Below are 18529 nucleotides of genomic sequence, written 5' to 3' on the forward strand. Positions count from 1 at the left end.
TATTAAGGTCGATAAATGAGCAAAACCTGGGGCATATTGATGCTAAGCGTAGTTAGCGCACCATCGCTTGCCGAAACTGAACTGGCACACAACCTTTGTGGCATTTCAATGCAAACCAGAGCTTGGCAACCACTTGAAGGCCTTAACCTTGGTGAAGTTGATATCCAAGCTGATGATGTTGAGCTACTTGGCACTCAAAGCGCTGAATTTACCGGCAATGTTGATATTAACACCCTTAAGATGAGTTTGTCCGCACAAACTGCGTTGATAGACAAACAGCGTGGTTTATTAAATGCAACGGGGCCAATTACTTATCAAGACTACGTAAGTAAAGTAAACAGCACCGGATTAAATGCCGATTTAAATAATTCAGAAGTCAGTTTGTTAGGCGCCGACTACAGCCTAACCGAACAACAAGGTAAAGGCGGCGCTGAAAAGCTCACTGTTAATCAGTCTGGCCTATTACTCATGAATGCAAGCTTTACTACTTGCCCAAGTGACACCCCTGCATGGGAAATTGAAGCTGACGAAATAAACCTTTCACGCGAAGAAGGCTGGGGCGAAACATATAACGCCGTATTGCGTATTTTAGATACACCGGTTCTATATTTACCTTATTTTACATTCCCGCTAGATGAACGCCGTAAATCGGGCTTACTTACTCCGACTATTTCAAGTTCTGACAAATACGGCCTTGAAACAATTACGCCTTATTATTTAAATATTGCACCTAATTTTGATGCCACAATTACGCCTCGTTATATGTCTAACAAAGGGCTGCAATTACAGACAGAGTTTAGATACCTAACAGAGCAACACGAAGGCTTAGTAGGGATTGAATACTTAGATAGTGATGATTCTGAGCCTGATTTGAATGAACGCTACATGTTTCATTGGCAACAGCAAAGCTACCTAGGTGAAAACTGGCGCGCAAACGTTGATGTAACCAATGTGAGCGATGATAACTACATCACCGACTTAACTTCAAACTACGCAAGTAAAACCGATACTCAATTGTATCGTACTGGTTCACTTACCCATTTAGGTGATACATGGCGCACCGATATTAAAGTGCAAAACTTTGAAGTACTCGGCGATCACTTAGAGTCATACACTGCAATACCACAAGTTAATTTTACGCAAACAGCCCCTTGGCGTTTTGATAATTTTGACTTTAGTGTGTCGGGCGAGATTAGTCATTTTACTAATGATTCATCAGAAGTGGCCATAGACAGCGCAACTCGTGTACACGTAGAGCCAAAAGCACGCTACAACTACGCTACGCATGCGTGGTCATTTTTGTCTGAAGTAAGCTTATTACAAACTAATTATAAGCAAAGCGGAAACTTAACCGGCACGCAATACAGCGATACTGTATCGCGTACTATCCCAAAAGTACGTTTGTACTCTCAGCTTAATTTTGAGCGTGACGCATCTTACTTTTTTGAAGATGGTATACAAACACTAGAACCGCAAATTCAGTATTTATATACACCTAATAAAGATCAGTCAGATATTGGCTTGTTTGATACAACCAAACTGCAAGATGATTATTATGGTTTATTTAGAGACGTGCGCTTTTCGGGTGTTGACCGTATAGCAGCTGCTAATCAGTTTACTTTAGGTGCTACAACGCGCTTATTTGATAAAAAACAAGAAGAAGTGTTTAACTTTAGTGCGGGCCAAATATTTTATTTAAGTGACGATGCTAAGCCAACAGAGCAAGGCTTAAACTCAGACACTAATTATAATGCACTATTTGCAGCTCAAACCATGTTACATTGGCACCGCCGTTGGTACCTCGCTGGAGGTATTCAATATGATACAGATGGCAAGCAAATGGTACAGTCAAATGTAACGCTTGATTATAAAGGTGATAATAATCAGCTAGTACAATTGAACCATCGCTATGCAAATGATGTCTCAGGAAATACAATCGAGCAAGCAGGTGTATTTACAAGTATTCCTATTAGCGACGAATGGCAATTTATTGCGAGCTATCATCGAGATCTTGAAAACAACAGAAGTATCGAAGTATTGAGCGGATTACAGTATGAATCATGCTGTTGGGCTATCCAAATTACTGGCCATCGCCAAATTGAAACTGATTTAAATCAGTCAATAGGACAAGAACAAGCAACTTTTGATTCAGGTATTAGTTTGAATTTTGTATTAAAAGGACTTGGCAGTAAAAGCCGTTATGATGCACAAAAATTATTACAACAAGGTATTTTTGGCTATCGTAGACCGTATTTTCTTAGTAACTAGAGTACTATCAGCAAGAGTAGTAAAAAGAATATGAATTTAAAAAAATTATTAACATCAGCAGTTTTAAGTGCCAGCCTTTGTCAAAGTGTAATGGCTGCACCAGTAGAAATAGATAAAGTTATTGGCGTTGTAAACCAAGGCGTAATTTTAAAAAGCGAAGTAGACACCATAATTGATCGTGTTAAAAAGCAAGCACAAGAACAAGGCCAGCAATTACCAAAAGATGAAACACTTCGTGTACAAGCTGTAGAGCGTTTAGTTAATCAAGCGCTTATGATGCAAATGGCTGAGCGTATGGGGTTACAAATCTCAGACAGCCAACTCGATCAAACTCTCGCTAACATGGCAAAAGAGCAAGGCGGAACAATCGCCGACTTACGCCGCACTATTGAAGGTTCGGGCGAAAGCTTTCAAGCTTACCGTGAAGAAATTCGTAAAGAAATCACAACGCAGCAAGTAACACGTGCAAGCGTTGATCGTCGTATTTATATTAGCGAACAAGAAGTTGATAACCTTCTAAAAATTATGGAAACCCAAGGTCAAAGTGCTGAAGAGTACGACATTGGTCATATTTTAATAGATATCCCTAACGATGCGACAGCTGACGAAATTGCTGATGCAAAAACACGTGCAGATAAAGTTATTGAGCTATTAAACGATGGCCAAGAATTTAAGCGTATTGCTATTTCATCATCAAGCGGCTCAAAAGCACTTGAAGGTGGGCAACTTGGTTACATGGGCATTAACGAAATGCCATCGCTTTTTGCTGAAGCAGTAAAAGGCCAAAAGAAAGGCGCTATTGTTGGCCCACTTCGCTCTGGTGCTGGTTTTCATATCATTAAAGTACAAGACGTTCGTGGTCTACAAGTTGTAGAAACAACTGAAGTACGTTCACGCCATATACTTATTAAACCTTCAATTATTTTAAGTGAAGAAAAAGCACGCTCAATGCTTGCAGGCTTTGCAAAAGACTTACGCGCAGGAACAGCCGACTTTGGTGAACTTGCTAAAGAGTACTCAGAAGATCCTGGCTCTGCACTTAAAGGTGGCGAGTACGATTGGACAGATCCAACTACCTACGTACCTGCGTTTAAAGATACATTACTTTCTCTTAAAGAAAATGAAATAAGCGAACCGTTTAGAACACAGTTTGGTTGGCATATTGTGCAGTTACTTGGCAAACGTGTAGCTGATAAAACTGAACTAGCTAAACGTAACCGTGCTCATGGCATGTTGTTTAACCGTAAATTTAAGGAAGAAAGTTTTAACTGGCAGCAAGAAATGCGCGAGCAAGCTCACGTTGAAATTTTCCCTATAGACCAATAAATATGACTCTAAGAATTGCTATTACACCGGGTGAACCAGCCGGTATTGGCCCAGATCTGCTACTCACGCTTGCTCAGCAAGCGTGGGACGCTCAACTTATAGCGATTGCTGATGGCAAACTATTAAAAAAGCGTGCAAAGCATTTAGGCTTAACAATAAATTTAATTGAATTTGATGATAATGCCCCCGCCATAGCAGCACCTGCGGGCAGTTTGTATATTCATCAGGTTGATTTAGGTGCGGATGTAGAGCTTGGCGTACTAAACGACGGTAACGGCCAATACGTGTTAGATACCTTGCGTATAGCAAGCGAAAAAAACATGGATGGCACGTTCGATGCGGTTGTTACGGGCCCTGTTCACAAAGGCATTATTAACAAAGCGGGCATTTCATTTAGCGGACACACTGAGTATTTTGCGCAGCAATCAAATACTGCAGATGTGGTTATGATGCTTGCAACTGAAGGTTTACGCGTTGCACTTGTAACCACGCATATTCCACTTGCGTATGTGTCGCGTGCCATTACTCCTGAGCGCTTAACTAAAGTAGCGGGTATTTTAAATCACGATTTACAAACTAAGTTTGGGATAGAAAAACCACGTATTTTAGTGTGTGGCTTAAACCCACATGCAGGTGAAGATGGCCATTTAGGCCGTGAAGAAATAGAAACAATCACCCCAACGCTTGAAATACTTAGAAGCGAAGGGATGAATTTAATTGGCCCACTACCGGCCGATACCTTATTTCAACATAAATACCTATCTGAAGCAGATGCAGTACTTGCTATGTATCACGATCAGGGATTACCTGTGCTAAAATACAAAGGATTTGGTAAATCGGTAAATATTACCCTTGGCTTACCATTTATCCGCACCTCAGTTGACCACGGTACTGCTCTCGATTTAGCAGGGACTGGTACAGCTGACGTTGGCAGTTTTGAATTAGCGATCCGCGAAGCAATTAAGCTCGCCCAAGAAAAAGCACAAAATCAATGACCGATAAAGTACATTTAGGACACCGCGCTCGTAAGCGTTTTGGGCAAAACTTTTTATTTGATGAATCTATCATCGATAAAATAGTCTCTGCGATTGATCCTAAACCAGAAGACAACTTAGTAGAAATTGGCCCCGGCCTTGGCGCAATTACTGAGCCAGTAGCCGACTTAAGCGGCCATTTAACGGTTGTTGAATTAGATAAAGACTTAGCACAACGATTAATTGAACACCCATTTTTGGGTCCTAAATTAACCGTTAACCAAGGCGATGCAATGACGTTTGACTTTGCAAGCTTGGTTCGCGATGACAAAAAATTAAAAGTGTTTGGTAACTTACCTTACAATATTTCGACACCGTTATTGTTTCACCTTTTTGAATTTTCAGATCATATTGAGCACATGCACTTTATGCTTCAAAAAGAAGTAGTAAAACGCATGGTAGCAGGCCCAGGTAGTAAAACATTTGGTCGCTTAAGCGTAATGACTCAATACTACTGTAATGCAATGCCGGTTGTTGAAGTACCACCTGAGTGCTTTAAACCAGCGCCAAAAGTTGACTCTGCTGTTATTCGTTTAATACCTAAAAAGCCAGAGCAACGTACAGCAAAAAGCGTTAAAATTTTAAACACCGTGTGTTTAGAAGCATTTAACCAGCGCCGCAAAACGCTACGTAATAGTTTAGGTAATTTACTTACCGCAGAAGAACTAACTAGCATTGGCATTGATATAACGCTGCGTGCTGAGCGCTTATCTTTACAACAATTTATTGATATAGCTAACTGGATTTATGACAACAAGCAGTAACATTGGATCGCCTGTAAAGGTATCTGTAGAAACATTTTACGTAGAAGGCCAATCTCAACCTGAGCTTGAAAAATACGTATTTGCTTACTCGGTAACAATTAAAAACCATAGTTTATGCAGTGCAAAATTACTGAGCCGCTATTGGTTAATTACCGATGCAAATGGCAAACAAGTAGAAGTTGAAGGCGAAGGCGTTGTTGGCGAAATGCCAGATATTGGCCCAGGCGAAAGCTATAAATACACCAGCGGTGCAATTTTAGATACACCTGTAGGCACTATGCAAGGCCATTACACGTTACGCAACGAATTTGGCTCTGAGTTTCAGGCGCCTATTAATGTCTTTCGTTTGGCTTGCCCTAACATTTTGCATTAAGCACTTAGATGGCAGATTATGCGATAGGTGATTTACAAGGGTGTTTTAGTGAATTTAACACCCTTTTACAACGGGTTGATTTTAACCCAAGTAAAGATCACCTATATTTAGTTGGCGACATAGTTGCTCGCGGGCCAGACTCCCTAGCCTGCTTAGACTATATTTACCAACATCAAAATAGCATGACCATTACTTTAGGCAATCACGACCTTCACATGGTTGCCTGCTACTTTCTTAACAAACCCACTAATCCAAAAGATAAATTAAACTCAATATTTGAAAGCCCTAAATTGGCTAACTACATCGCTTTTTTACAAACCCAGCCTTTGGCTTTAGAGCTTAAAAAACATAACTGCTTTATATCTCACGCGGGGTTAAATCCCGATTGGTCTGTTGAAGATGCGCTAAAACAAGCTCAATTTGCACAAAGCTGTTATCAATCAAGTAACGCAAAAGCGTTTTTTGAACACATGTACCAGGCTCACCCCGCTAGGTGGTCTAACACCCTTGATGACTTTGCAAAGTTTAGATACATAGTTAATTACTTTACCCGCATGCGTTTTTTAACAAGTGATAACAAACTCGAGCTTAATGCAAAGGGTGCAATAACCGACAGCGAAACTCTCACTCCTTGGTTTAACCACCCCAATATAGCTAAATCTAAACACGATATTATTTTTGGCCACTGGGCCGCACTTGAAGGTAGAACAGGTAATCCAAGGGTTCACGCCCTAGATACAGGCTGCGTATGGGGTAACACCATGAGCCTAATGGAGCTGAGTACTAAAAAAGTAATTGTAGAAAATTCCCACCTTTCGTCTAAATAAACTGAAAAAAAACAATACATCTGTTAGATTTATCAATTAATAGTTAAAATTAATTAAAGTAATTGATTTTAATTACTTAACTTATTGGTACAAACGCCGATAAGTCTTAATTGAAGTACTTTTTGAGTGGAAATCTTATGAACCTGACAGTAAGCCAGCGTATTTGGGGTGGTTTTATATTTATCACACTATTATTATTAATAATTGGTGGTAATTCCTTAATAAAAATTGCAAATATTGACCGTTCCACTCAAAAAGTGAACCAACTATCACTCCCAGCATTAAATAAAAGCTCTGAGCTACAAGCCGAATTTATTTTAATGAGTAAAGCCGCACAAGCGAGCTTTTACACTACATCAGCCAATGAGCTTGCGCCAATAAAAGCACAGGTCCTTGAACAAAAACAATTGTTCAACACGCTGCACCGTGAGCTTCAAGATGTAGTAAAAAACGATGCTGCACTTAATCAAAGCAGCCAAAACGTAGAAAAAACCTATTTAAGCTTTTTAAGCACCGTTGAAAATTTATTAGCAGATAAAGGCAAGCAACTAGCATTAAATAAAGCATTAAAAGCACAATTAGAAAATATAGAACTAAGTGCAGAAGATGCTAACTCTGTTGTACTCGACATTATCGACATTGACGGATTTGAACAAAACCACCCTCGCGCTTATCAAGCTGCAAATAATTTAGAAAACAACTTTATGTCGGTAGTTAGTAACAGCACCGACATGCTAACTGTTAAAACGCTTAATACTCTCGATATTGTTAAAAACGAGCAAACGTATTACCTTGAAGAAGTAATCCGTACCGTTGATTTAATTAAGCCAGCAATAGAGCAAACGCATAGCGACTTATATTCAAGCCTAAAAGAGTATGTTGATATTTTAGAAAATAACATAAAGGGCAATAACAGCTTAGCGGCAAACAAAAAACGTTTAATTGATTCGATTACGCTTACGCAATCAGAGCTTGCGCAGTCAGAGCAAGCCACCAAAATGGCACTTAACCAAATTGACGAACTAGTTAATCAAGCGAGTGACGTTGCGTTTAAATTACAACAAGGTGTGCGCAGCGACGTTGACTCAGCTAATTTATGGACGTGGGTTGGCATGGTTATAGCCACTCTTTTAGCAATTGTGATTGCCATTATTACTGTTAGCCGCATTACTAAACCACTTGCCGAAGTTAATCGCATTTTAGATATTGTTGCCAGTGGCGACATGACACAACGTTTAGACGACAGTGCTCAAGACGAGTTTGGCGAACTATCTAAAAGTTGTAATACACTAATTGACAGCCTACGCAGCCTAATTAAAGGTATTATTTCGCGCTCTACTCAGCTTGCAGCAGCATCAGAGCAAACATCGGCCATTACCTCAGAATCAAGCCAAGCAATTCGTAACCAACAAGCACAAGTTGAACAAGCAGCTACTGCAACAACCGAAATGAGCAGTACATCGCAAACAGTTAGTAACAGCGCTCAACAAGCGCTTAGCGAAATTAAAAATGCTGATAAAGAAGCTGAACGCGTTAAAGGTATTTCGAATAACAATAAAGCAACGATTGAACAGCTAGCGCGTGAAGTAGACGACGCCTCACAAGTCATTAATAAACTGCATCAAGATAGCGCATCAATAGGCAGCATTTTAGATGTAATACGCGGAATAGCGGATCAAACTAACCTACTTGCACTAAATGCCGCAATTGAAGCTGCACGTGCAGGTGAATACGGCCGAGGCTTTGCTGTTGTAGCTGACGAAGTACGCTCTCTAGCAAGTAAAACTCAAGAGTCGACCCAAGAGATACAATCAATGATTGAGTCTCTACAAACAGGCGCAGAAGCTGCCGTAACCGCAATGAGTAAAGGTAAACAACGTGCGGTATCGTGTGTTGAACAAACAGACCTAGCAAGTAGCGCACTTGATTCGATTACATTTGCGGTTTCGCAAGCTCACGACGTAAGTGAAGAAATTTCGACTGCCGCACTTGAGCAACAACAAGTAGCACAAGAAATTAGCGAACGCCTTGAGTCGATTGTAGCCATCGCAGAGCAAACAGCCGAAGGCGCAAATCAAACTAATATCTCAAGTTCAGAAGTAGCAAAACTTGCTGAAGAACTTCGCTTGTCGGTAGACGAATTTAAAGTTTAAGTTTACTAAAACGATTAAAAAAACCCCGATGGTACTATGCACCATCGGGTTTTTTGTTTATTAGGGCTTTAAAGTGAGGTATAAAACCTTACCGGTAAGCGCCGCTCTTACTCACGTAAAAACGCAATTTTAAACATTTATATTACCTACTTTTGCCTTCACTAAAGTGCAGCGCCCTCTTAACCTCTTTGTGAATAAATTACTTAAAACCCTATTGCACAAAGAGAAGTAAATGAGAAGACATTAAAATAATAGTAATTATGTATTTTTACTTCTCTAAAGCGAAGCGCCCTCTTAGCCTCCTTGTGAATAAATTACTTAAAACCTTATTGCACAAAGAGAAGTAAAAGAGGAGTAAATGAGAAGACATTAAAACAATAGTAATTATGTATTTTTACTTCTCTAAAGCGAAGCGCCCTCTTAGCCTCTTTGAGAATAAATTACTTAAAACCTTATTGCACAAAGAGAAGCAAAAGAGGAGTAAATGAGAAGACATTAAAATAATAGTAATTATGTATTTTTACTTCTCTAAAGCGCAGCGCCCTCTTAGCCTCTTTGTGAATAAATAACTTATAAATCTATTTTTTGTAGGTATAACTTATTAAATGCGTTCGCCACCTGCTTTATAGCAAAACACTACATGCAAAAACGCGCTCGAATTCGGAATTTAACGGAAAGTCTATCACCTGCGAATGATAGCTTACTCCTATATATCCCCACTAATATATCGCTTTTTTCTTCCTTACTTAGGCGTTTATTGCTAACCTCGCGTTAACGTTTTTACTTAAACAAATTTTTGCTAACGGAATAATTATGCTCAAAAAAATATCACTGTTTATCGGGATGGCAATCAGTGCAAATGCTGTTGCTAAAGGTGGCGTATCACCCTACTTACCTTTAAATCAAGCCCCAGAACTTGAGCACTTAGTACAACAACTTTTAGCTGTAAGTAAAAACACACACATTATGAGTAAACCTTATAAATCTCACGATATTTATCGAATATTACAAACCATAAGGTATGACTACCCTGAGCTTTATCACACACTTACTTATCAAATTAATCCTTATATACAATCAAGCGCAACCACTCTTGCTAAAGTAACTTTATCAGCAGGCACGAATGAAAAGAACATACCAAATCAACGCGGCCAAACAACAAAAACAAACCTAATAGTTGAAGGTGGTGCTTATTCTAATTTTGGTGATTACTTCGGTATGAGTGCTGTAGGTATAGCCAACGAGGATGAAATATTACTAACGCAAAGTATCATGTACTTAGGCTTCAAATATGCACAACTAGATATCGGTTATAGAGAGCATTGGTATTCACCTTTTAACAACAGCGCAATGTTACTCAGCACACAAGCCGAAACAACTCCGTCTATATCCATAAGTAATGTAACCCCCATAACTAGCTTTAATATTCGATACGATATGTTTATTACTCAACTCTCTGAGCAAAGAGGTATCTTAAAAAACAAAAGAGTCGAAAACGCAGAAGATCGAGAGTATGAACCCGGAAAACCTTACTTATTCGGCCTACATACTAGCTTAGCAATAACTGACAATCTGACTGTCAGTTTAAGCCGTCTCATGCAGTTCGGTGGGGGACCAAGAGATGTATCATTAAAAGATTTTGCTGAAGGTTTTTTTAGCCCCGGAAGCAAAGATAATGTTGGCGAAGATGACACAAACGACGTTAACTTTGAATTAGGTGATCAACTAGGTGCTATTGCTTTTGAGTATTCGAACACACTCTATGATACACCTTATGAACTATATGCAGAAATAGCATTAGAAGACACCCTTGGAGGGGATCGTAATAATGCATATAGCTTTGGTTTATTTCTTCCATTTATCAGCGACAAACACAGCTTACGCATCGAACACAGTAACTGGCAAGAGCTTTGGTATGCCAATGGTATATATCTAGATGGAAATAGAAATAACGGCAATGTAATTGGCCACTGGGCTGGTGATGAGCATATCTACGACGACTATGTTGCTGCTAAGGCCGTTAGCTTAAATTGGAACTGGCAATTGAATCGAAAAGAGAGCCTGCAAACTACATTCAGCAGTTTAAAAAACAAAAGTGATGTTTATACGACCAGCTATGAGTTACAAATAACTTATAATAGAAAGCTTTCTAGAGCAGCTTGGGGAGTTAAAAGCTGGGGTGTAGATTTTTATGGCGGTGAGGATGTATACGGTGACTCATTTGCTAAATTAGGTGTTACGGCTAATTTTAATTAGTAATAGCTGTTTTGTGCTTACATTTAAATTATATCAATTCGCTTAATTAGGTGATCTATTTTGAGGTAATAAAATCGTGTAGGTAACAAGACAAAAATTTCGTTATTTATTTGTTATATATCGGAATTTTTAACACAGTTAGCGTCAGATTTAACCCCTCAAATTTATTAAGTATTATTGTTATTAAGCCAAATAAAATGTATAGCACTTAATGCTATAGACCTTCACACTATATAGATATAAAAAACCCCGTGATTACCACGGGGTTACATACGTATTAAACAATAAGAAGCTAATAGCTTGTTAGTAGTTTAATCACTACCAAATAAATCGCGTGTATAAACTTTGTCTGCAATATCACTGAGTTCTTCAACCATACGGTTAGACACAACAACGTCAGATATTTGCTTAAACTCATTTAAGTCTTTAATTACGCGAGAATGGTAAAATTCGCTTTCTTCAAGTACTGGTTCGTAAACTACTACCTCAATACCTTTAGCTTTAATGCGCTTCATAATACCTTGAATAGCAGAAGCTCTAAAGTTATCAGACCCTGTTTTCATTACTAAACGATACACGCCAACCACTTTAGGGCTACGCTTAATTATTGAGTCCGCAATAAAGTCTTTACGTGTCGTATTAGCATCAACAATCGCACCAATAATGTTGTTTGGTACATTTGCATAATTTGCACGTAATTGCTTAGTATCTTTTGGTAAGCAGTAACCGCCATATCCAAACGATGGATTATTGTAATGATCACCAATACGTGGGTCTAAACTAACACCCTGTATAATTTGCTTAGAGTTTAAGCCATGCGCTTCAGCGTAGCTATCAAGCTCATTAAAGTAAGCTACACGCATTGCTAAATAAGTGTTTGAGAACAACTTAATAGCTTCGGCTTCAGTTGAGTCAGTAAAAAGTACTTCAATATCTTCTTTGATAGCGCCTTGCTTAAGTAAGTTAGCAAATACACTTGCACGCTCAGTTTGCTCACCAACAACAATACGCGATGGGTATAGGTTATCGTGTAGCGCTTTACCTTCACGTAAAAACTCCGGTGAAAATATTAAATTACTAATACCCAACGTCTCTTTAATATTTTGCGTAAAACCAACCGGTATAGTCGACTTAATCACCATAACTGCATTTGGGTTATGCGCTATCGCATCTTTAATTACAGCCTCTACAGAGCTTGTATTAAAGTAGTTATTTTCAACATCGTAATCGGTTGGAGTCGCAATAATTACAAAATCGGCATTTTTGTATGCGGCTACTTTATCAGTTGTGGCTGTAAAATTTAAATCACTGCGTGTTAAAAAATCACTAATTTCAGTATCAACAATAGGCGATTGCTTATTGTTTAAAAGCGCAATTTTGTGTTCGTCTATATCTAATGCAACCACTTCATTGTGTTGTGCTAACAACATAGCATTAGAAAGGCCTACATAGCCTGTACCTACAACGGCAATTTTCATTTTATTCCCTTAATATTTATAGTGTTAATCATTCTAATTTTACTTTATGAGCGTTCACTTAAAAACAATTTTATCACCCATAACACAGAGGTACTACATCGAGAAGTTATTTGATCTTCTCCTTCACTTCTCCTTGTCTTCTCGGTGGTGATAATAATGTCTTAATTACTTTATGAGCATTTAGCCCAAAACAATTTTACCACCGAGAGCACAGAGGCGCTTCGCGCTACACGGAGAGCACAGAGGCGCTTCGCGCTACACGGAGAAGTTCTTAGATCTTCTCTTTCACTTCACCTTGTCTTCTCGGTGGTGATAATAATGTCTTAATTACTTTATGAGCATTTAGCCCAAAACAATTTTACCACCGAGAACACAGAAGCGCTTCGCGCTACACGGAGAAGTTCTTAGATCTTCTCTTTCACTTCTCCTTATCTTCTCGGTGGTGATAATAATGTCTTAATCACTTTATAAGCATTTAGCCCAAAACAATTTTACCACCGAGAACACAGAAGCGCTTCGCGCTACACAGATAAGTTATTTGATCTTCTCCTTCACTTCTCCTTGTCTTCTCGGTGGTGATAATAATGTCTTAATTACTTTATGAGCATTTAGCCCAAAACAATTTTACCACCGAGAGGACAGAGGCGCTTCGCGCTACACGGAGAAGTTATTTGATCTTCCCCTTCACTTCTCCTTGTCTTCTCGGTGGTGATAATAATGTCTTAATTACTTTATGAGCATTTAGCCCAAAACAATTTTACCACCGAGAGCACAGAGGCGCTTCGCGCTACACAAAGAAGTTCTTAGATCTTCTCTTTCACTTCTCCTTATCTTCTCGGTGGTGATAATAATGTCTTAATCACTTTATAAGCATTTAGCCCAAAACAATTCTACCACCGAGAGCACCGAGGCGCTTCGCGCTCCACGGAGAAGTTGTTAGCTCCTCTCCTTCACTTCTCTGTACCCTCTGTGTTGATAACTATTACTTATTCACTTAATAAATAAGATTTAGAACTCATCTAAATACATTACTTATAGTAACCTACTAGTTCAGTTATAAAATTTGAAAGTTGCGTCTCAGGCAGCTCATTAATTCCAGCAGCAGCCGCTCGCCCACCACCTGTTGCAAACTTACTACATATATCAACAGCCCCCTGCTTATTACTAAGCGGAGCGCGTACGCTAACAGTGTAACTTCCCTTATTATTGCTTGTAACAACACCATGCGCTTTAGTCGGAGCTTGGTTAGCTAAATCATTACCTAATACACCACTAACACGACGCGCCCAAGGCTCATCATCTAATAAAATAACTTTGGCAGTATCACAATCATGCAGAACTTTGGCCCCTGCAGCTTTTTTCATATCAGCTTTATATACACGCTCTAAAGTATAGTAGGCAGAGTTTTCATCGTTTATGGCATCAAGCGGCGATTTATATTGCAAAAGTTGCTCGTAAAGATCTTCTGGAGAAAAATGTAAATCAGCAACTTCACTCCCATAACCATTATAATTAATATACGTACCAAATGCTTTTAGCTGCGATTTTTGTAATTCAGTCAGTTTTAACTTATCAGCTTCAGCATCAGCCTTTGCAAATAAATTATCCCCATATGCAGCAGTAATTGCCCACAGGTGGAATTGATTATTAAGTAAATCACTCACAATTAAACTGGTGCACATATTTGCATCCAGATCTATATGAGGAAATAAATTTGCGTGATTAGGAATGTCACCTGCTTTGTGATGGTCAACATACATAACTTTAGCGCCAGCCGTTAAAGCATCATGAAGAGCTGGCATATTTTTTTCCATTGAAATATCAAGCACACGAATACAGTCGCCTGATTGTGGTGTTACTTTTTTTAGTAACTGAATATCACGCTTAACCCCAGTTACTTTAACTGTGTCTGTCGGATTAGCGAGTTGTAACTGAAGTAATGCGATAATACCATCAGCATCACCATTAAAAACATCGTATTTCATAATAGTCTCAAAGTCAGAAAACAAAGTACTTTGCTTAACTAAGCGGTTAATCTTTAAATTATTCAGGTATCAAAGTCTGAATACCTATAATTTTATAACTTCTTTTTCTTTTAAATACTGAATAATTTGCTCAACACTTTGTTCAATACTTTGCTGTGCTGTTTTTACATGTAACTCTGGTGATATTGGTACATCAAAAGCAGAGCTAATCCCCGTAAAGTTAGGTATTTCGCCAGCTCTCGCTTTTTTATACAAACCTTTAGGATCGCGGCTTTCGCATACTTCTATTGGAGTATCAATAAACACCTCAATAAACTCACCGTTGGCCATAATACTGCGAGCCTGGGCACGATCTGTAGCAAATGGAGAAATAAATGCTGTCGACACTATTAAGCCAGCATCAACAAATAACTTAGCAACTTCACTAATACGACGGATGTTTTCAATACGGTCTTCATCGCTAAATGTGAGCCCTTTATTTAGACCCATACGAACATTGTCACCATCTAACAAATAAGTATGACAACCTAATTCAAATAATTTTGATTCCACCGCATTAGCAATAGTCGATTTACCTGAGCCACTTAATCCCGTATACCAAAGCAAAACCGGCTTATGTCCTTTATGACCTTGCTTTTGTTCTCGTGACACCGTTTGCGTGTGCCATACTATATTTTCATCCTGGCTCATTAATATACCTTACCTTTTATTCTTGTACGGCCCGAGGTAACCCCACACCGACGTAATATAATTTAAAATGTGACACCATAGTCCATTACATGTCTACTTAAACGGAAAAAACACCGGAATACAAACTAAAACAACCACTGCATAAACAACACTGACAGGTAAGCCCATTTTAACAAAGTCATTTAATCTATAGTTACCGGCATTAAAAACCATTAAATTAGTTTGATAACCATAAGGGCTTATAAAGCTTCCACTTGCAGCAAAAGCAACTGTCATAACAAACGGCAATACATCTACTCCAAACCCCAGGGCAATGGTATAACCTATAGGAAACATTAATGCAGCTGCCGCGTTATTAGTCACAAACTCAGTCATTAACCAAGTTGCTATATAAACAAAAATTAAAGCAATATATACATAACTCGGATCGTTATACTGGCCAATAAAATCGCCTAATGTAACTACTACACCAGAATTAACTAAAGCATTTGAAAGCAAAATTGCCGACGAAACAACTAACCAAATATCAACTGGAAAGCGTCTAACCAGCTCATTCGTAGTTAAACTACGAGTGAATAATAACGCTCCGAGTAATAATACTAAAGCTTCTAATAAATCTAGAATACCAAAAGCGGCCAGTACAATGATTGAAATAAACCCACCAATAGATAGCCAAGCACGCCACCCATTTATTCTTGATTCAGGCTCAACGCCAGAAAGCACTAAAAAGTTTTTATTAATATTAGTTCTAGTTTTGTAATCTTTACCCACCGCTAAGACTAAAAAGTCACCAGAACGGATTACAACGTCTCCTAGCTTACCAGAGACTTGCTCACCATCGCGTCTAATTGCAACTACAGCGGCATCAAATAAAGCCCTAAACCCTGTTGTTTTTAAGGTTTTACCAACAATAATACTTTCCTGCCTAACCACTACTTCAGTTAAATTACTATTTAACGTACCGTTTTTTTCAGCAAAAATTTCCAAGCCTGTAAATTGCCCTAATTGAAGTAACTTAGTAATCTCTCCACAAAATATAAGCCTATCAGAGCAGTGTATAACCTCCGAAGGAGAGACTGGGCTAATTAAATACCCCTCTCTCACTATTTCCACCAGAAACAATGACTCTAAATGCCTCAAGCCATTAGCTTCAACGGAACGCCCTATAAGCTCAGAGTTTTTAGTGACCTTAGCGTCAATAAAATAGCCTTCGGATGTCGCCTTTTTTTGCTCAATACTGGGTAACATATTCGTGCAAAAATACATAACAACACCACAACTAACGACCAAAATAGCCCCTATCGCTGTGAACGAAAAAAACGACAGTGAACGCCCAGAGGCCTCAATATACATTGAGTTAACAATCAAATTAGTTGACGTTCCTATAAGTGTTAAAGTACCACCTAAAATAGAAGCGTAGGAAAGAGGTAAAAGTAGTTTACTCGAAAAGTGGTGAGGATTATTACGTATAGGAGAAAGTAACGTAGCGACAACAGCTGTATTATTTAAAATAGACGAAAAAAGTGTAGTAACTCCAAATAACCTCAACCAAGTAGAATGGTAACTACTCACAATTATTTTAGATGCTACAACCCTTAACAAACGTGTTTTTTCAAGTGCTAAAGAGCACAATACAAGTAAAATTAAAGTCACTAAACCAGGGTTTGCAATGCTTGTTAAAAATTGTTCTTTAGTAACCAAATCACAAGCTATCAAAGCAATAAGTGTCGCTCCAAAAACAGCGACAGGCCTTCCTTGAATAACAACTAATCCAGTAACCGTAAGTGCAAAAATAAAAAGCGTTAGATAAGCATCTAATGGCATAATTATAGTAGCCATCCATAGTTAATAAAACAAAAGTGCGGGCTCAAAAAGCCCGCAATGCTTAGCACGAGCAATCTATCGGATTACTTTTGCATCCCAATGAGGAAAGTGTTTACGAACCAACGCATTAAACTCAACTTCAAAAACAGAGTGTTGGCTTTGCGATTTATTCGTTTTAGCATCCAGAGGCTTACGTATCATCCCAGCACCAACAGTTACGTTAGTTAAGCGATCAATAATAATAAACGCTCCTGTGTGCTTATTAATATCATAAGCATCAAATTGTACAGGTGCTGTCAAAGCAAATTGACAGTTACCAATCTCATTTAAGTTTAGCTGCGACGCTTCTTTTTGCTCTAGCGTATTCACGTCAACTTTATAGTTAACAGCTTCTACGTGGCCAAAAACAGACTTACTGCCAACTTTTATTTCATACTCACGGTCAACTTGTAATGCCTCTTCAGTCATCCAAACCACATCAGCTTCTAAATTAGCAGATGAATGAGGTTTTTGATGAGGGCGCACTAGCATATCGCCACGACTAACATCTATTTCATCTTCAAGCGTTAATGTAATAGCCATACCAGCAGAAGCTTTTTCAAGGTTGCCATCAAAAGTAACTATTGATTTAACTTTACTTTCTTTACCTGAAGGTAATGACGCAACAGTATCCCCTACTCTAATATCGCCAGCAGCTATAGTGCCGCTAAAGCCACGAAAATCTAAATTAGGGCGGTTAACATATTGTACTTGCAGTCTAAATTGATCATTTTTAGCATGCGTCACTGAAACCGTGTTTAAAAGCTTCATTAGCGTAGAGCCAGGATACCAAGACATCGCTTCACTTTCATTTACTACGTTATCACCACGCAGTGCCGAAATTGGTACAAAACGTATATCATCAAAAGATAGTTTTTCAGCAAACTCTCGGTAATCTTTTTTAATGTTTTGATAAACAGATTGCTCGTAACCAACTGCATCCATTTTATTAATAGCAATAACTACATTTTTAATTCCTAACAAAGAACAAATATAGCTATGGCGACGTGTTTGAACTTGCACACCATGGCGAGCATCAATCAAAATAATTGCTAAATCACATGTTGAAGCGCCCGTTGCCATATTACGAGTATATTGCTCATGCCCTGGCGTATCAGCAATAATAAATTTACGTTGATCCGTTGCAAAGTATCTATATGCAACATCAATTGTAATACCTTGCTCACGCTCCGACTGAAGGCCATCAACTAAAAGCGCTAAGTCAAAATCGTTGTCTGTAGTGTTAAAGCGTTTTGAATCTTTTTCGATAGCAGCCATCTGATCTTCAAAGATCATTTTGCTGTCGTAAAGTAAGCGGCCAATTAACGTTGATTTACCATCATCTACACTGCCGCAGGTTAAAATACGCAGCATATCTTTGTTTTCGTGTACTTTTAAATAAGCTTCAATATCGGTTGCAAGTAAGTTTGTATCTTGTGACATAATTTTCTCTGAAATTTGGTTCGTAATAGGTTAATAACAAGTAGTTATTTATAATTTAGTAATAACTTG

The 18529-nt window shown here is 38.6% G+C and carries 13 protein-coding genes; 8 read left to right on the forward strand and 5 right to left on the reverse strand.

The features are described from left to right. Positions 1 to 15 precede the first annotated feature (15 nt). From lptD to H5126_RS07505, 8 genes are all read left to right on the forward strand, one after another. Positions 16 to 2268, forward strand: a complete 2253-nt coding sequence (gene lptD / locus H5126_RS07470; RefSeq protein WP_039485527.1) for an LPS assembly protein LptD — start codon at positions 16 to 18, stop codon at positions 2266 to 2268. A gap of 30 nt (positions 2269 to 2298) precedes the next feature. Further along, positions 2299 to 3594, forward strand: a complete 1296-nt coding sequence (gene surA / locus H5126_RS07475) for a peptidylprolyl isomerase SurA (protein ID WP_002960833.1) — start codon at positions 2299 to 2301, stop codon at positions 3592 to 3594. A gap of 2 nt (positions 3595 to 3596) precedes the next feature. Further along, positions 3597 to 4589 (forward strand): 4-hydroxythreonine-4-phosphate dehydrogenase PdxA, encoded by a 993-nt coding sequence (gene pdxA / locus H5126_RS07480; RefSeq protein WP_182719917.1) that lies wholly within the window; start codon positions 3597 to 3599, stop codon positions 4587 to 4589. Further along, the gene (gene rsmA / locus H5126_RS07485; RefSeq protein ID WP_002960838.1) at positions 4586 to 5392 is read left to right on the forward strand and encodes a 16S rRNA (adenine(1518)-N(6)/adenine(1519)-N(6))-dimethyltransferase RsmA; all 807 of its coding nucleotides are present in this window, start codon (positions 4586 to 4588) and stop codon (positions 5390 to 5392) included. Before pdxA ends, rsmA begins: the two co-directional genes overlap by 4 nt. Then, positions 5376 to 5765, forward strand: a complete 390-nt coding sequence (apaG, locus tag H5126_RS07490; protein WP_002960839.1) for a Co2+/Mg2+ efflux protein ApaG — start codon at positions 5376 to 5378, stop codon at positions 5763 to 5765. Before rsmA ends, apaG begins: the two co-directional genes overlap by 17 nt. Before the next feature lie 8 nt (positions 5766 to 5773). Continuing rightward, positions 5774 to 6592 (forward strand): symmetrical bis(5'-nucleosyl)-tetraphosphatase, encoded by an 819-nt coding sequence (locus H5126_RS07495; protein WP_182694752.1) that lies wholly within the window; start codon positions 5774 to 5776, stop codon positions 6590 to 6592. 137 nt (positions 6593 to 6729) lie between these two features. Beyond that, a complete protein-coding gene (locus H5126_RS07500) occupies positions 6730 to 8745 on the forward strand; it encodes a methyl-accepting chemotaxis protein (RefSeq protein WP_182719918.1) in 2016 nt (671 codons plus the stop codon). 813 nt (positions 8746 to 9558) lie between these two features. After that, a complete protein-coding gene (locus H5126_RS07505; RefSeq protein WP_182694753.1) occupies positions 9559 to 11001 on the forward strand; it encodes a capsule assembly Wzi family protein in 1443 nt (480 codons plus the stop codon). A 311-nt stretch (positions 11002 to 11312) separates the two neighbouring features. Here H5126_RS07505 and H5126_RS07510 read toward each other — a convergent pair whose 3' ends face one another. The 5 genes from H5126_RS07510 to cysN all read right to left on the reverse strand — a co-directional run bounded on the left by H5126_RS07510 (position 11313) and on the right by cysN (position 18460). Further along, positions 11313 to 12479, reverse strand: a complete 1167-nt coding sequence (locus tag H5126_RS07510) for a nucleotide sugar dehydrogenase (RefSeq protein WP_182719919.1) — start codon at positions 12477 to 12479, stop codon at positions 11313 to 11315. Between the two features lie 1028 nt (positions 12480 to 13507). After that, positions 13508 to 14464 (reverse strand): DHH family phosphoesterase, encoded by a 957-nt coding sequence (locus H5126_RS07515; protein WP_182719920.1) that lies wholly within the window; start codon positions 14462 to 14464, stop codon positions 13508 to 13510. Between the two features lie 84 nt (positions 14465 to 14548). Continuing rightward, complete coding sequence (gene cysC / locus H5126_RS07520) at positions 14549 to 15154, reverse strand: adenylyl-sulfate kinase (protein ID WP_024596724.1); 606 nt, start codon at positions 15152 to 15154, stop codon at positions 14549 to 14551. 93 nt (positions 15155 to 15247) lie between these two features. Next, on the reverse strand, positions 15248 to 16978 hold the full coding sequence (locus H5126_RS07525) for an SLC13 family permease (protein ID WP_182719928.1): 1731 nt from the start codon (positions 16976 to 16978) through the stop codon (positions 15248 to 15250). A 75-nt stretch (positions 16979 to 17053) separates the two neighbouring features. Beyond that, positions 17054 to 18460 carry a sulfate adenylyltransferase subunit CysN gene (gene cysN / locus H5126_RS07530; RefSeq protein ID WP_182719921.1) on the reverse strand — a complete coding sequence of 469 codons (1407 nt, stop codon included), beginning with the start codon at positions 18458 to 18460 and terminating at the stop codon, positions 17054 to 17056. Positions 18461 to 18529: the final 69 nt, after the last annotated feature.

The organism is Pseudoalteromonas sp. SG45-3, assembly GCF_014164075.1.
In the GTDB taxonomy this organism is placed as follows: Bacteria; Pseudomonadota; Gammaproteobacteria; order Enterobacterales; family Alteromonadaceae; genus Pseudoalteromonas; species Pseudoalteromonas distincta.

Bases quoted from the DNA above. Each gene is read 5' to 3' on its own strand.
- lptD (WP_039485527.1), top strand. From the start codon at position 16: ATGAGCAAAACCTGGGGCATATTGATGCTAAGCGTAGTTAGCGCACCA.
- H5126_RS07500 (WP_182719918.1), top strand. From the start codon at position 6,730: ATGAACCTGACAGTAAGCCAGCGTATTTGGGGTGGTTTTATATTTATC.
- H5126_RS07525 (WP_182719928.1), bottom strand. From the start codon at position 16,978: ATGCCATTAGATGCTTATCTAACGCTTTTTATTTTTGCACTTACGGTT.
- H5126_RS07515 (WP_182719920.1), bottom strand. From the start codon at position 14,464: ATGAAATACGATGTTTTTAATGGTGATGCTGATGGTATTATCGCATTA.
- H5126_RS07495 (WP_182694752.1), top strand. From the start codon at position 5,774: ATGGCAGATTATGCGATAGGTGATTTACAAGGGTGTTTTAGTGAATTT.
- H5126_RS07505 (WP_182694753.1), top strand. From the start codon at position 9,559: ATGCTCAAAAAAATATCACTGTTTATCGGGATGGCAATCAGTGCAAAT.
- cysN (WP_182719921.1), bottom strand. From the start codon at position 18,460: ATGTCACAAGATACAAACTTACTTGCAACCGATATTGAAGCTTATTTA.
- pdxA (WP_182719917.1), top strand. From the start codon at position 3,597: ATGACTCTAAGAATTGCTATTACACCGGGTGAACCAGCCGGTATTGGC.
- rsmA (WP_002960838.1), top strand. From the start codon at position 4,586: ATGACCGATAAAGTACATTTAGGACACCGCGCTCGTAAGCGTTTTGGG.
- cysC (WP_024596724.1), bottom strand. From the start codon at position 15,154: ATGAGCCAGGATGAAAATATAGTATGGCACACGCAAACGGTGTCACGA.
- apaG (WP_002960839.1), top strand. From the start codon at position 5,376: ATGACAACAAGCAGTAACATTGGATCGCCTGTAAAGGTATCTGTAGAA.
- H5126_RS07510 (WP_182719919.1), bottom strand. From the start codon at position 12,479: ATGAAAATTGCCGTTGTAGGTACAGGCTATGTAGGCCTTTCTAATGCT.
- surA (WP_002960833.1), top strand. From the start codon at position 2,299: ATGAATTTAAAAAAATTATTAACATCAGCAGTTTTAAGTGCCAGCCTT.